13 protein-coding genes are annotated in these 13,364 nt (G+C 42.4%); 3 read left to right on the top strand and 10 right to left on the bottom strand.

Annotation, left to right across the window (positions count from 1 at the left end; genetic code table 11):
* Window positions 1-118 precede the first annotated feature (118 nt).
* Both F0227_RS06875 and F0227_RS06880 read right to left on the bottom strand, forming a co-directional pair.
* Window positions 119-1,342: a biotin/lipoyl-binding protein gene (locus F0227_RS06875; RefSeq protein WP_171752456.1), complete on the bottom strand. Its 1,224-nt coding sequence runs from the start codon at window positions 1,340-1,342 to the stop codon at window positions 119-121.
* Window positions 1,335-1,679 (bottom strand): MFS transporter, encoded by a 345-nt coding sequence (locus tag F0227_RS06880; protein WP_171752457.1) that lies wholly within the window; start codon window positions 1,677-1,679, stop codon window positions 1,335-1,337. The genes F0227_RS06875 and F0227_RS06880 overlap by 8 nt, the downstream gene beginning before the upstream one ends.
* A 124-nt stretch (window positions 1,680-1,803) precedes the next feature.
* Here F0227_RS06880 and F0227_RS06885 point away from each other — a divergent pair, with 124 nt between their 5' ends.
* On the top strand, window positions 1,804-2,805 hold the full coding sequence (locus F0227_RS06885; protein ID WP_171752458.1) for an AraC family transcriptional regulator: 1,002 nt from the start codon (window positions 1,804-1,806) through the stop codon (window positions 2,803-2,805).
* Window positions 2,806-3,073: 268 nt separating this feature from the next.
* Here F0227_RS06885 and F0227_RS06890 read toward each other — a convergent pair whose 3' ends face one another.
* The 3 genes from F0227_RS06890 to F0227_RS06900 form a co-directional block, all read right to left on the bottom strand.
* Window positions 3,074-4,795 (bottom strand): SgrR family transcriptional regulator, encoded by a 1,722-nt coding sequence (locus tag F0227_RS06890; protein WP_171752459.1) that lies wholly within the window; start codon window positions 4,793-4,795, stop codon window positions 3,074-3,076.
* Between the two features lie 102 nt (window positions 4,796-4,897).
* Window positions 4,898-5,131 (bottom strand): DUF3389 family protein, encoded by a 234-nt coding sequence (locus F0227_RS06895; RefSeq protein ID WP_171752460.1) that lies wholly within the window; start codon window positions 5,129-5,131, stop codon window positions 4,898-4,900.
* On the bottom strand, window positions 5,131-5,562 hold the full coding sequence (locus F0227_RS06900) for a hotdog fold thioesterase (protein ID WP_171752461.1): 432 nt from the start codon (window positions 5,560-5,562) through the stop codon (window positions 5,131-5,133). Before F0227_RS06900 ends, F0227_RS06895 begins: the two co-directional genes overlap by 1 nt.
* Window positions 5,563-5,822: 260 nt before the next feature.
* On the opposite strand from F0227_RS06900, the gene F0227_RS06905 reads away from it, so the two are divergent.
* Window positions 5,823-6,611 (top strand): M48 family metallopeptidase, encoded by a 789-nt coding sequence (locus F0227_RS06905; protein ID WP_317919229.1) that lies wholly within the window; start codon window positions 5,823-5,825, stop codon window positions 6,609-6,611.
* Between the two features lie 121 nt (window positions 6,612-6,732).
* The gene (locus F0227_RS06910) at window positions 6,733-7,302 is read left to right on the top strand and encodes a PhnA domain-containing protein (RefSeq protein ID WP_171752462.1); all 570 of its coding nucleotides are present in this window, start codon (window positions 6,733-6,735) and stop codon (window positions 7,300-7,302) included.
* 181 nt (window positions 7,303-7,483) lie between these two features.
* On the opposite strand, the gene F0227_RS06915 is transcribed toward F0227_RS06910, so the two are convergent.
* From F0227_RS06915 to F0227_RS06935, 5 genes are all read right to left on the bottom strand, one after another.
* Window positions 7,484-8,203, bottom strand: a complete 720-nt coding sequence (locus F0227_RS06915) for an EAL domain-containing protein (protein ID WP_171752463.1) — start codon at window positions 8,201-8,203, stop codon at window positions 7,484-7,486.
* Window positions 8,204-8,314: 111 nt separating this feature from the next.
* On the bottom strand, window positions 8,315-9,004 hold the full coding sequence (locus tag F0227_RS06920) for a hypothetical protein (RefSeq protein ID WP_171752464.1): 690 nt from the start codon (window positions 9,002-9,004) through the stop codon (window positions 8,315-8,317).
* 413 nt (window positions 9,005-9,417) lie between these two features.
* Window positions 9,418-10,179 carry a molecular chaperone gene (locus F0227_RS06925; protein WP_171752465.1) on the bottom strand — a complete coding sequence of 254 codons (762 nt, stop codon included), beginning with the start codon at window positions 10,177-10,179 and terminating at the stop codon, window positions 9,418-9,420.
* Window positions 10,172-12,598, bottom strand: a complete 2,427-nt coding sequence (locus F0227_RS06930; RefSeq protein WP_171752466.1) for a fimbria/pilus outer membrane usher protein — start codon at window positions 12,596-12,598, stop codon at window positions 10,172-10,174. The genes F0227_RS06925 and F0227_RS06930 overlap by 8 nt, the downstream gene beginning before the upstream one ends.
* Before the next feature lie 32 nt (window positions 12,599-12,630).
* Window positions 12,631-13,227 (bottom strand): fimbrial protein, encoded by a 597-nt coding sequence (locus tag F0227_RS06935; RefSeq protein WP_171752467.1) that lies wholly within the window; start codon window positions 13,225-13,227, stop codon window positions 12,631-12,633.
* Window positions 13,228-13,364: the final 137 nt, after the last annotated feature.

Raw genomic sequence — 13,364 nt, forward strand, 5'->3', positions numbered from 1 at the left:
GGCTTCACGAGCAAATGCTTCTAGAGCTTTCTTATCCATGTTGCTTATCCTTAGCCATGACTGGCTTAATTATAAGCAGATACACAAATTAAATTACAGTCTCCTTTTATTTGCCATTCTATATCGAGTATATGTAGTAGATCTGCGCTTTCATTCTAATGATAATTCCGCGTATTACATCTAAGAAACTCATAAAGCTATTCGGCTTCTCGCCACTTATCCATGCTAATCCTACAGAGCCTACCGGAATGTCATAGTCCGCCCCCTCTTCCAGCTTAAGCCTTACAAAATGGTGTTTATTCTGTAAGTTCTGCACTGTCGTCTTCGCCACTGAAGGTTCTAGCCCTAATAAGTTTGACTGTGCTTCTGCTGTCGCTTCAACTATGCCTTCCACTTGCGCTGAAAATACTTTACCCGGATAGACAGGGCTGGCAAATTCAGCCGCTTGACCTACTTTCACGTTTCTAATTGCCTGATGATTAACACGAGTCAAAATGTACTTTTCATCGGTATACATCTGGATTCTTGGTACAACCCCAACGTACTGTCCCTCACGCAAAATAAAGTTAGTAACATAGCCGTCTGTTGGCGCATACACTTTTGTTTGCTCTAAGTTCCACTCTGCTTGAGCCAATGCTTCTGTTGCACTATCAATTTGAGCTTGCTGGTTTTTCACCGTCAGCTTGGCTCTATCAATCGCAATCACCGCTTTCTCTTTTTCGACTAGGTATTTGTCTATCTGAATAATAATGGTGTTCAGTTTTTGCTGAGCTAACTCAACCGCATTCTTTTGTTCATCAATCATACTTTCGGTAATGGTGTGTTTTACCGCGCTATTCTGTTTTTTATAGCGATCTAGTGTTGTCTTTTTCCAGTCTAAATCCGCTTCAGCTGCGCTTTGTTCACTTTGGCTTATCTCAATCGTTTTGTCTGCTGTTTCAAGCTGAGCAATGGCAACTTGAACATCTTCTAACGCAACTTGATAAGACACCATAGCAGACGAGAGAGTCACTTTAGCCTGATTAAGAGCAATTTGATAAGGCTTGTCGTCCAACTCATATATAAGTTGACCGGCAGTCACGCTTTCATTTGGTTTAACATGAATGGCTTCTACTTTACCTTTGATATTAGTATTGCCCGGTCGTAATTGAATATGAGGCGACTGAACAATGGATCCACCGCTAAGATCCATCGGCGTGTAGTTGATCAACCCGATCCAAACAAATATTAGCCACGCGCCACCGCCAATGTAGGCAAACCCTTTGCTAAACTTGTTCCAAGGCATTCCTACTAGTCGCAATAAATAGATAAACAGAGCCCATACCGCTAAACCTTCAAGCATGATTGTTCTCCTCTTTGTTTGGATCGATGTCTGACTCTAATTTGGCTTCGCTTTTCCAGATATCTCTAATTCGAATCAGCGCTTTTTCAGCATCCAAAAATGCAACAATGACCGCCAGTACCCAAACCCAATGCCAAATAAACCCTATCCAAGTTAATGTAGTAATCAAACCAACTTGTTGGTGCTGCTTACTGTGAGCCTGATTAATTGGCATTTCATGGAATTTCCAAAAACCAATGGCAACGGCAATAACACTGCCTAACAACACAGTCGCAGCCACAACATGAAGCACCGTATCAGTGCCAGTACCAACAAATGGAACACTTAATAAACTCAAGATAACGCCCTCAATTAATAACTTGGCTGAATTATTGTCTATTAAACACTCTATTCTCAATGATAATGTACAGATCCTTTTAATTTAGCTGTTATAATGAGGCTTTCTGTTGCAGGGTTGTGCTATGTTTGAACCTATCTCCTTTATTCGATCGGTAACCATTGAAGAGATATACAATAATTTATACAAGTATTATCGCGTTAATCCCGATGAGTTAGACTTGCCTGCATCGATCTTTCGTAATCCAATGACATTGATTCCTTGTCACGAAGTCGCCAACTGGTATCAAAATATTGAAGTCGTATCTGGCGATGCCGACTTTATGTTTAATCTCTCTAAATACGTTCACTTCGATCGCTTGGGTAGCTTAGGGCAGTGGTTCTTATCCGCAAAAGATCTGGCGTTGACCTTCAGGCGCTTTAATTATGGGATGAGCTGTGTTCAATCTGGTGCTTACTTTTATGGAGTGCAGAACGGAAAGATTCTGAAATGGACATATAATACCGACAGTTTTTCTGGGCGTGCGCGCTTTCACGACAGCGTTCGTGTCTTGCTGCTCATGATTGGCTTGCTAAGAAAATATTTAGGCGACGATTTTTGCCCACTAAAAGTTTGCCTTCCCTACCGCAGTGAGCAAAGAAAACGTTACGAGGCGTTTTTTGGTTGTGAGGTTGAATGGAATAGTCCTCGAACCGAACTGTGGTTAAATATAACCACAGTCACAAACCAACACTACGTAGAGTATCAACCAGATAACCAAGCTGGGATGAACTTTGGCTACTTAGACAATTATATTAATATGCCTCAGCCCAACGACCATATAAAAGTCATCTACGAGCTGATCAACTACAGTTGTCACTTTGGCACTCCGTCGTTAAACAAAGTCTCTGCCATGATAGGGTTATCACCGCAGCAGTTTCAACGGAGGCTAACCTCACTTGGATTCAATTTTACCAATATCACCGGATACGTATTGTGCAATATAGCGGCGCAGCTACTGCAACATGAAACAGACATAGAACAAATTGCCAAACAGTTGGGCTATCAGCATAAATCCAGCTTTGTACGCACTTTCAAAAAATATCGTGGATTAACTCCCAGCGAATACATTAAAAGCTTACAGTGACCTAAGGGCTGTTGACCTTTCGCAACAATTTTTTGCAGCAGTTTGTTGGTGTTTTATACAAGGCTGCACCTGTGCAGAGTAGTCATCTACGCAAATCAGGTGATAACGCGGTAGAAAGTGCCAACAAACGCTGCCCGAAAGGTTCATCTGAAAATACCTTGAGCTGTGTTATGAGTCGTTTACATCGAATAACGATGCTGCTCTCCTCATACCTTGCTCGAACCCCTTTCAGGTTGAACAAAATCTATTGTCGAAAGATCAACAGACCCTAGAGATATGCTCTGTTTTGCGCAATTTCAGGATCGTTTATCGTCGGCTTCAGCCAAACCTTACTAAAATCAAACCAACCTAACGCATTGCATTTCGCATTTTGTAAAGATCCACACTGATCTTTACTTACACCTAACCAGCAGTGAAACATCGGAATGATTTGGTTATTTTCAACCAGTGACTTACCAAGCTCTCTTGCTGGGAAAGGTTGTTCTTTCTCTTCTCGCCACAGATCCACTAATCGTTGCCATTGGGCAAAAGTATCCGAATTACTTAGTAACTCGATATCGCTATAGCCTAACAGCCAACTTGCAAGCGCATCGTCCCGATAAGTCGCTAGCCCCATAGGTTTAAGCCAAATATCGACAATATTGGAATCATCAACTGTTTGCTGATACTCGATAAACTCAACCCGAAGGCCAATATTAGCTAACAGCTTTTTAATCACCTTGGCCAAGATGGGAAACACCGGATGCTCACCATGGTATGCCACTGTAACCGGCTGTTTGCTTTCTGTTTTTGGAGGCGTCGCGCTACCGACAGTATGGTACCAACCCGGTTTTAAACCGTGAGCAGGCAATAATCCCAGTTCAATCACTTTGTCTTCAGGCAACTCATTGAATAGATTAAACGAGTTTAAAATGGAGCTAAGGTATCTCGCCCACTCATCATCTTTGGCAATACCCTGCTTTCTATTTAAGAGCAGATAAGTACAGCCTGGATCCAAAGCTACATCATTATCGCCAACGTCGGTTGGTTTGCTGGGGTGCGATAAACTTGGGAAAACAAACGAGGAGTGAGCTTCATCCACTACCCACACTTCCACTTTATCTACCAGCGATCGATAGCCAAAATATCCATCAAATGCTTCTAACACCAATCGTTGGTCATCATTTCTCTCAACCTTATAAGGTCCAGTACCAATTGGATAAAGGTCACCATTCGTTGAGATCCACTCTGATGGTGGTAGTACCTTAGCGCACGATTCAGTAAAGAGCAGCGGTAAGTGCCAATCGTCTTGGTTCAGATAGATATCAAGCACTAAAGGCTTAGGTGAGTCTACTTTTTCGATATGAGAAAAAAGAGGCAATGCCGCGAGAGCCGTGATTGACTCGGTGATATGACCCTGCTCTAACAAGTTGCCATTATGAAAACGAACCCCCGGCCGGAGGTAGAACCGCCAATGCCGAGCACTGAGAGCTTGCCATGAATGAGCTAGATCAGGCTTCACTTTCTCATTTTCATCCATCACGGTTAAACCGCTAAATATCTGACTAATGATATTCTGTTCAGAACGTCTATGAGGCTTGGAAGGATTTAACATAGATAAAGGACGATAATACGGCAGGCGCATCACCTGCTGGCCTTCGCTATGCTGGATGCCGAGATAACCGTGCAGAATTTGACTCAGTCGACTGACGTCTTTACCAAGTACATTTAACGCTTGTTCTATTTTACCTTCTTCGAGGTAACGTTTGGCCAAGCTTTCACTGACATCATTTTGATTTTGAATGAAATTTAAGCGAGACAAGTTCCCTCTTCCCGCTGCTGGCATCCACTCTATCCAGCCTTCATCACTCAACTTATTTAAAACAATACGCGCATTGCGGCGCGTACAAAACAGAATATCCGTAATATCCTCTAGGCGAATATCACTGTCTTTGCCTTTAAAATGTTCGAATAACGCTTCAAATTGAGTACGAAGTCTTGGACTGCTCATAAAGAGGAAATCTCGCTATTTAAGCAAATATAAGTATTTCCTATTTTATCACAGTAACCCTGTGTCAGTTAGACGCAACGGTTACATTTTTTTATGGCGCGGCTAAAGAATAGGCAAACTCATTTCTTTAGCAATTTGTTCTAACTGCTCTGCCTGCGGTAGCTTAACCGACCATTTGCACTCACTGCCATTAACAGAGATAACATTTGCCCCCTTACCGATAAGCTGAATGGCGTCATTTTGAGCCTGTAAGGTTGTTTTATAAGCATCATCTAAACGAACCACCAGCTCAAATGCATTAACAATGATTTTTCCGCCTTCAATTGGGATAACCATTATTTTTCTCGCTTATGCTTTTTAACCGCAATGGTTAAACGGCTGGTACACACTAGTCGTTCCCGGTTATCTGTAATGGTAATTTGCCATACTTGGGTCGTCGCCCCTAAATGCATCGGTTCTGCTTTACCAATAACATGACCACTGCGCATGGCTCGTATATGATTGGCATTAATATCTAATCCGACACAGTAGTGGTTTTGATCAACACAAAAATTCGCCGCGATTGAGCCTAATGTTTCTGCCAGCACAACAGAGGCACCACCATGGAGCATACCTAACGGCTGATGAGTAAAACTACACACAGGCATAGTGGCAGAAATAGTATTATCGGTTAATTGACAGTACTCAATGTTCAGATGTTCCATCATTGTGTTTTTCGATGTAGCATTGAGAAGATCAAGGCTGATCTCTCTTTTCCAGATAGACATATTGTGTCCTTAATGAGTGACGTTTTGTAATACCCTTAGCAGCATCAGATAATCTTGAATAGGGTCTATTATATTTTTGTATATTGTAATAAGAATTTAACTAAAAAATCTTCGCTCAAACAACTACTAACAAAACAAAATTAATCATAGACGACTTTCTAAGGCAATTCCTTGCTCAGACATTTTTCAGTTTTACTATAACGTTATAAAAAGCATGCTGTTATAATTGAGGTAATAATTAAAATCAAATTGGATAGAGCATTTTGACCTCACATAAATTCGCCATTTTAACGTCGGTTGTACTTTCGCTTGCTGCATGTACCTCTTCTCCTACCGGAAGAAGTCAATTGATCCTCTTTTCTGATCAGCAGATGAGTTCATTAGGGTCACAATCTTTTGAGCAGATGAAAAGTAAGCAGAAAATAAGCACCGATAAAAAAACCAATGAGTACGTGCAGTGCGTAACGAACGCAATACTGCCTAATGTACCTAAGCAAGACGGTTTTTCTGAATGGGAAGTAGTGGTGTTTGATAGCGACCAAGTTAACGCATTTGCCCTCCCCGGCGGTAAAATAGGCGTCTATACCGGATTACTAAAAGTCGCAGAGAACCAGCATCAACTTGCCACGGTTATCGGCCATGAAATCGCTCACGTACTCGCGGATCATAGCAACGAAAGAATGTCTCAGACTCAACTGGCTCACGCCGGTTTGCAAATAACCAATATCGCTATGAATAATTCTGAATATAAAGTCGCGACAATGGCGGCGTTGGGCTTAGGTGTTCAATACGGTTTACTACTCCCTTATGGACGAACTCAGGAGTCAGAGTCAGATATTCTTGGTTTAGAACTAATGGCAAAAGCAGGATTTGATCCGTACCAGAGTGTCGACTTGTGGAAGAACATGGCCAAAGCCTCTGGCGGTAATCAGCCACCTGAACTGTTGTCGACTCACCCGTCCCACAGTACGCGAATTAAAGATCTCAAAAACAAGGCAGACTCGTTACCTCGTTACGATGTAGAAACGCCACAGTGCCAAAAACCATAATGTTGTGGAATTAAATCACAGCGTAATATACTATTCCGCCCAATTAGTTAGCCGACCATACCGCTTAGAATCTTTGCGATATGGTCTTGCTTTCCCTTTCTAAAATACACAGGTAATAAATATGTCTACTGAAGCAACTATGCTAGAGCGCTGCGATTCTAAATGCGAATTGTGCGGCTCTTCATCATCTTTATCTGCTTTTGTGGTTGCACCGCACAGCCAAGTGACGGTTGATCATGCAGTTATGCTATGCGACACATGTCACTCACAAATAGAAAACCCAGAAACAGTAGATGTTAACCACTGGCGCTGTCTTAATGACAGTATGTGGAGCCAAACACCTCCTGTTCAAGTTATGGCATGGCGACAACTTACCCGTCTTGCAAAAACTGAAGGCTGGGCAACCGACCTACTAGATATGATGTACCTAGAAGAAGACGTGGCTAAGTGGGCAGAGACTGGGATGGACGCAGACGGCCAAACACACGTTGATTGTCACGGTGCTGAGCTTAAAGCGGGTGACAACGTCACCATCATTAAAGACCTACCGGTTAAAGGCTCTAGCATGGTAGTAAAACAAGGCACAATGGTAAGAAACATTGGCCTTGCCAAGGATGACTTAGACCTGTTCTCAGGCAAAGTAGAAGGCCAATCCATGTGGCTACGTTGCGAATATTGCCGTAAGAAGTAATTTTACTGTGCTATATTTGAATTAGAGAAAAGGCGCTGATTTAGCGCCTTTTTTTGTGTAAAACATTCCATAGTCTCGCTTTCAATATAACCTTAATCATGACGAACGTTGTCTTGAACTGGCGCATCCATGCACTATCAAATTTAAGTACAACTGCAGTTATGCCTTTCATTTATTACTGTTATGCACTGCTACGTATTGTATCAAAGGCATATCCTTGCATTAGAACCTTAGCATGGCATATCCGTTTTACATCATCACTCGTTTCAACACGTTCGACGATAATAGATAACTCCGGAAACTTACTGGTAAGCTTTTGTAGCTCCCTTGAAAAGTTCTCATTTCTTGAATAATCAACTTTAAGGTAGTGATACACTCCCAATCCGACTTCCTTAATCCGAAAATCCTTCTGTATATCAAAGTCATCTGCTGCTAATAATACTCCGGATTGATCCAACTTAAGCAACGCCTGTTTTATTTCAGGACACCCGGAGCAAAAACTTAATTCCCTTTCGGTTATTTCAACAACTAATATGATATCAAATGCTTGCAATAGACTATTAAATAGAATGACTTCATTAATGAGCATTTCTACACAGAGACAGGAGCGTTCAACATTAATAAAAAGCTTTTTCCCTCTTAGTACATTTAAATCCCTGCCATTGAGCAAAGAGCCCAATAACCGAGTCATCAAATTGCTAACTAAAAAGGGACTATTAATTTCGTAGTTAAGTACGCTCTCTTTCTGTCCAACATTAACATCAGTGAAATCAATCAGGCATTCATAACCAATGGATACACCACGACGATTAACTATTGGCTCAAGCTTGTAGCCAAATACCGTCGAATATAACTTATCCGAACTAGAACTTAATAAATTGTTTAAATGAACGCAAGCCATAAGGCACTTCCTTTTTTGATAGCTAACAACATGGTTTATTTACTATCTAAACTGTCATTATTTCCGAAATTATATTTATTGCTAACAGGTACAGCTCGTAGCGACAGATCCCTAGTTATATTCAATGGTAGAAATAACATTGATCTCGTAATTGCCACTTTTCGAGTCGTTGTTCGCTTTCAGATGTGCGGTAAAAGGAACTTCAAATCTATTCCCCGTACCAAATGAAGGCAGTTTGGTTTTCCTTCCGAACACAACATTTTTGTTGGTGGAATTATCGAATAGCTGTAAGTTAACCTTTACGCCATCTTTGCTATAAGAGGCGAATGTCGGGTTAGAAGGATCAAAAGAAACCGAAGAGGACTTCACTACATCAAAACTGTAGCTGATATTTTTAGTCCCCCCAGAGGATACATTTGGGCAAAATATACCTAATTTGAAGTTCTTGCTGACACCTTCTCCACCTCGCGTTACAGAATCAAATTCAACAAAGGAAGGAACCTCCTTTCGGCAACTTGGATCATACAACTCTATAGTCGGTCCCTGTATTTTGAGATTAGAGTGCCAGACACTTTGGGGGCTCTGCTCATGTAAGTAAGTTGAAAACCTGACCGGAGAGCTCAGCCATATATTTTGTAACCTTGTAGAAGCAGACGACGAAACATTCTTATTTTTGTGCACATAGAACATAGTCACACTATAACTTCTTCTAACTATGTCATTCGGTTTATAGTCCCCTCCCCAGCCGTAACGCTCTAACAAAATAGATCGCGATTCTCCACCGTAGGTTCCGGTTCTCATTCCTGTATTCTTTGTCAGTGTTCCGGCCACATCACTTTTCGGAGGCAGTCTCAAAACTAGACCATCGATATTGCTCTTATAAATTCCTTCCGTTCCCCAGCTAGGTCCTGAAATAAAGCTCCGGCTGGAACCTGAAAAAAAAATACCTAACGATATATTATTGCTGGGCGCCGATGTATGAGTTTTGCAGGTAAAATTAAAATGCCCGACAATCTTTCCAATAGGCGATCTGAAACTTGAATCCATAAACTCCGTTCCTGTCGGTATCTTACCTGACTGCCCTCTTAGAGAAACGTACTGAGTAGTTACAGAGATCGGATTGCACTGTCCGGCTGACAGGCTCGCATAAGCGCCAGCACTCCAGAAACAGAGAGTTAGCAGCGTCATCTTTTTAGTAAAGGGAGAAAAAGGAATCACTGCGCTACCTCTTCAACGTCGATCTGCTGAGTGGTTAAACCGCTTACTCCCCCAAAATCATTAATATAGGCATAGTTAAAGGTAAGCCTACCTTTCTCTAGTTTTTCCCGACTTACAGCAAGTTCATAGTCAGAGTAGGGAGAAAGATTCACAAAGACATCGCTTAAGGCGTTTAATTTGCCGTCTTTTTGGTATTCAAAGTCGGTAATGGCAAAGTTGAAGGGGGTTGGATTGTCTGCTTTCAGCAGCAGTTTTTCGCCACGCTCAACCAGCTGCCAAGTTACTTTTTCAAACTGCTTGCTGATATCGAGTTTATTTAGCTGTTCAGGGCGAACAATAAGTTTGATTTTAGTTCTTACCGCGATACGCAAGGCGTTCTTATCGCCGTCTGTTTTCTTTGGGATCTCCTGAAATACCAGTAGATAGACGCTTTCTCTCTCCTTTGGCAGTGCATCGACAACAGGTAGTACTTTCACTCCCCCTTTAGAATTGCCGTCAATTCGGAATATAGGTGGGGTAACGACAATAGGAATTTTTTTTCGTTCTCCCTGCAATGTTTCCATCCATACCTGAACCATATAAGGTGAAGAAGAGCTATTCTCAACATCTACCTGATGCTCCTTCGGTTTTAGCTCCACAATTTCACGGGTGCGTTCAGGCCGAACACCTGAGTAACCCGAAAAACTAACCGTGCTTAATAACATCAGTAAAAGAGTAACCATTGTACTGTTAATAATGGGTTGACGAATTCTACTCACAGGAAACCTTCTTAATATTGGTTAAATTGTTAACATCAAACTCAGGACTTGAGTTCACTTCAAAACGACACTCAATACTCTCTACGGAACTTCCAATCCGGTAGCTCAGTTTTTCTCCCATTGGTACACCAGATAAATAAACAATATTTTCATCACCAACATAGGAGACAATCTTTTTGTCGTTATTAAACACAGGCTGGCCGAACAGAGATTCCTTTGCAGTTATTCTGTAAAGACCGCGGTTGCCTATCATGGCGTTCGGTTTTACTTTTACTAAACTACCTTTCGACGGATAAACAGGTTTAATCTGCCCCTGAAGCTCTACCATTGGGCTCTCTTCACTATTCAGGTAGACACGGTTCTCGTCATAAGCGGTAATATAAGGAACAACCCCAAGGCCTTCTTTATTGGTGCGGTTATTGTTTCCGTAACCAAGCTGCACGTTTTCTGCTCCCTGACCAAGGTCGATCAACAGGCTGGTTTCGCCAAGGCTTTGGGTCATCAGCACATTGTCTCCGGTCAGCAGAACACCCCCGCTGACAGACAGGCTGGAATCATACCTCTGTTCATTAGCCGACAATCCAAAGGAGTAGCGTCCTTTGGCTGACTGCCAACTAACATTGGTGTTGGCCGCCAATACATCGTTATCTGATCCGTAATTTAGCGAGGCACTATATTGGTAATCGTCGTTACTTCCGCTATAGGAAATGTTGTGATTGTTTACGCCTTTGTTATCAAAGTCGGAGTTCAGCCCGAGCCGGCCTGACGAGTAACCCAAAGGAATAGAAAGCGAGACACCAAATGCAACATCATCTTCTGAGGATCCACTCCTCTCTTCCTGCCGGCCATAAACCCGCACCGGAATGCCCGCCACATCAAAACCGAGGGACGCATAGAGTGATCGACTGGTTTCTCTGTCTTGCTGATGGTAGGTCTTAATATTGTAAGAAATATAACTGCTTATCTCGCCGATAGGCTGCGATAAACTGAGAGTAAACTCGTTTTTTGGTGCTGATAAATCGCTTCGTTGGTCGTGTCGATCAGCCAAATAATCATTCAGGTTATAAAAATTTTTCGAGTTATAGCGCAACGCCGCTAAACGGATATCTGAACCAGTAGCAAAAAAGCGTTTTGCGTATTCAATACCCAACTTATAACCAAGCTGATCACCATCATCAAATTTAGCGCTGGATACCGCGCTTTCCATACCGACGGCACCAATCATGCCTAAATTGTAATATCCATTATATCCACCGGACAGGTAATCCGAATCTGCGGTTAAAGTGGCAAAAGTGCCAAGGGTAAACCGGTCAAAACCTCTCGAATAGTAGCCGGACATCACTACCTCTTCTCCGTAGTCAGAATGGTAACGACCAAACGAGAGTGAATAGTCATTGCGACCGGGTCTTAATAGGTTGGGCAAGCGCGAGTATACGATTGTACGATCTATGGTTCTTCCGTCTGACTCTTCTATGCGCAGCAGCAGATCAGAGCTTGTACCGGGAAGATCTAACGAGGTAATTTCAAATTCACCGGGAGCCACTTTAGATTGATAGAGCAGCTTCCCTTGCTGCAACACAGATACCGTTGCCTGTGTTGAGGCATAACCCTTAATAACTGGCGAGTATTCCCTTTCTTTGCGGCTAAGCATATCGGACGGGTTTTCAACACCAATACCTGTTATCGCCAGACCATTGTTTAGTGAACTGTTGGTTTCAGAGCGGATCTGACCAGCACTAATGCGCAGTTTTGACTCATTCAGATCCGTGTAGAGATAGGCGTTACCCCAATTCAGGTTGGCTGTATCAGCGGAATAAGACACAGAGCCGTTAATTCTTGCCCTGATCTTAGCATATTTACTAAAACTATTGAGAGACAGGTAACCTGACAGATCATCGTCTGAATTTAACCCAGCAAACCCGTTGTAATTAAGTTTGGTGTGGTTGATCCCCTCGTCCCATACCACATCATTAAGATAAGAAAACGCACTGGTATTTTTATGGTAGATATTGGGAACCTTCAAAGTCAATGTTGAAAAGCTAGACTGATACTCGGTGGATGCACCTTCAAGGTAATCACTGGCTATCTGACACGAAGAAGTAGCTACTTTCTCGGGCAGTTTTTCAAGGTTAATACCCAGCTCATCCAGTTGCTCTGGCGTGAAGCAAGGCAAAACCTGACCATTGCGTTTTACAAATAAAATGTCCATTTGAATTGGCGCATTCGGGTACAACTCAACCGCTACCGAGTGGTTGCCCTCGGTAATACCGAAGTCAAACCAATCCATATTAAACTGCGAACGGTCATACCCTTGCGGTAATTTGAGGAATGCAATATCAAACTCCTCACCAGCCGTTGTTTCTGCCGCGCTGCTTACAGCCGGGCTTATCAGCATCGCCAATAAGCCCGAGGTAAGCATCGCTTTTACCTTGAACCTTGCCACCGACAGGATTACTGGTAAGTAACACTAAATGCAACGCTTGCACTTACATCCCCTGAGGGTGAAGAATTTCCGCCATAGTTGTAATACTTAGCGACTAAAGGCAGATTAAGAATAGCATTGGAGATAGGCCTTGAGGTGGCATCCATTGTGATAATCTGGTTTTTATCGTGGGCACCGTTGATTATCATTTGGTCGCCGTTATTGTCACCACCACCAGAATAAATGGCGATACCAATACCCGTCGCTCCGCCACTCGTTTCATTAACCAGTACATTGGTTGCGTCGGTGTCAGTTGTGCCTTCGAATGTCAATCCTACGGTTTTCTTGCCAGTAGATAAATCACACTTCTCAAGACTGATCACAAAAGGCATGCTACCAAACGCCGTCCCTTTCGCGCTCAATGCACTATTTGAAATTTTTTCCAGTGTCACATTGAGGGTTTTTGATTTGACACTACAGGTTGGCGCATAAACTGACCCGGCAAAGGTTATTTGACCATCTGCCGCGTATACACTGCTCGATAGCACTGCTGAGCACAACAGTAAACTTGCTTGCTTAAAGGACTGGCCATTATTTTTACCTATAAATATTTTGCTAAACTTCATTACTACTATTCTCCATTTGTACTTGTGTTTTCTGGGCGTCATACTATATTGGAGTCAACGCCTGACGAATTAGCATTAGAGAACTGTTTTTAACTGAACTGCTAAAAATTCATCACCTCGCTATATGTATAATAAAA

Source organism: Vibrio sp. 99-8-1 (assembly GCF_013114595.1).
Lineage (GTDB): Bacteria > Pseudomonadota > Gammaproteobacteria > Enterobacterales > Vibrionaceae > Vibrio.

Bases quoted from the DNA above. Each gene is read 5' to 3' on its own strand.
- F0227_RS06895 (WP_171752460.1), bottom strand. From the start codon at position 5,131: ATGGTTATCCCAATTGAAGGCGGAAAAATCATTGTTAATGCATTTGAG.
- F0227_RS06915 (WP_171752463.1), bottom strand. From the start codon at position 8,203: ATGGCTTGCGTTCATTTAAACAATTTATTAAGTTCTAGTTCGGATAAG.
- F0227_RS06930 (WP_171752466.1), bottom strand. From the start codon at position 12,598: ATGCTTACCTCGGGCTTATTGGCGATGCTGATAAGCCCGGCTGTAAGC.
- F0227_RS06935 (WP_171752467.1), bottom strand. From the start codon at position 13,227: ATGAAGTTTAGCAAAATATTTATAGGTAAAAATAATGGCCAGTCCTTT.
- F0227_RS06910 (WP_171752462.1), top strand. From the start codon at position 6,733: ATGTCTACTGAAGCAACTATGCTAGAGCGCTGCGATTCTAAATGCGAA.
- F0227_RS06890 (WP_171752459.1), bottom strand. From the start codon at position 4,795: ATGAGCAGTCCAAGACTTCGTACTCAATTTGAAGCGTTATTCGAACAT.
- F0227_RS06920 (WP_171752464.1), bottom strand. From the start codon at position 9,004: ATGAGAACCGGAACCTACGGTGGAGAATCGCGATCTATTTTGTTAGAG.
- F0227_RS06875 (WP_171752456.1), bottom strand. From the start codon at position 1,342: ATGCTTGAAGGTTTAGCGGTATGGGCTCTGTTTATCTATTTATTGCGA.
- F0227_RS06885 (WP_171752458.1), top strand. From the start codon at position 1,804: ATGTTTGAACCTATCTCCTTTATTCGATCGGTAACCATTGAAGAGATA.
- F0227_RS06900 (WP_171752461.1), bottom strand. From the start codon at position 5,562: ATGTCTATCTGGAAAAGAGAGATCAGCCTTGATCTTCTCAATGCTACA.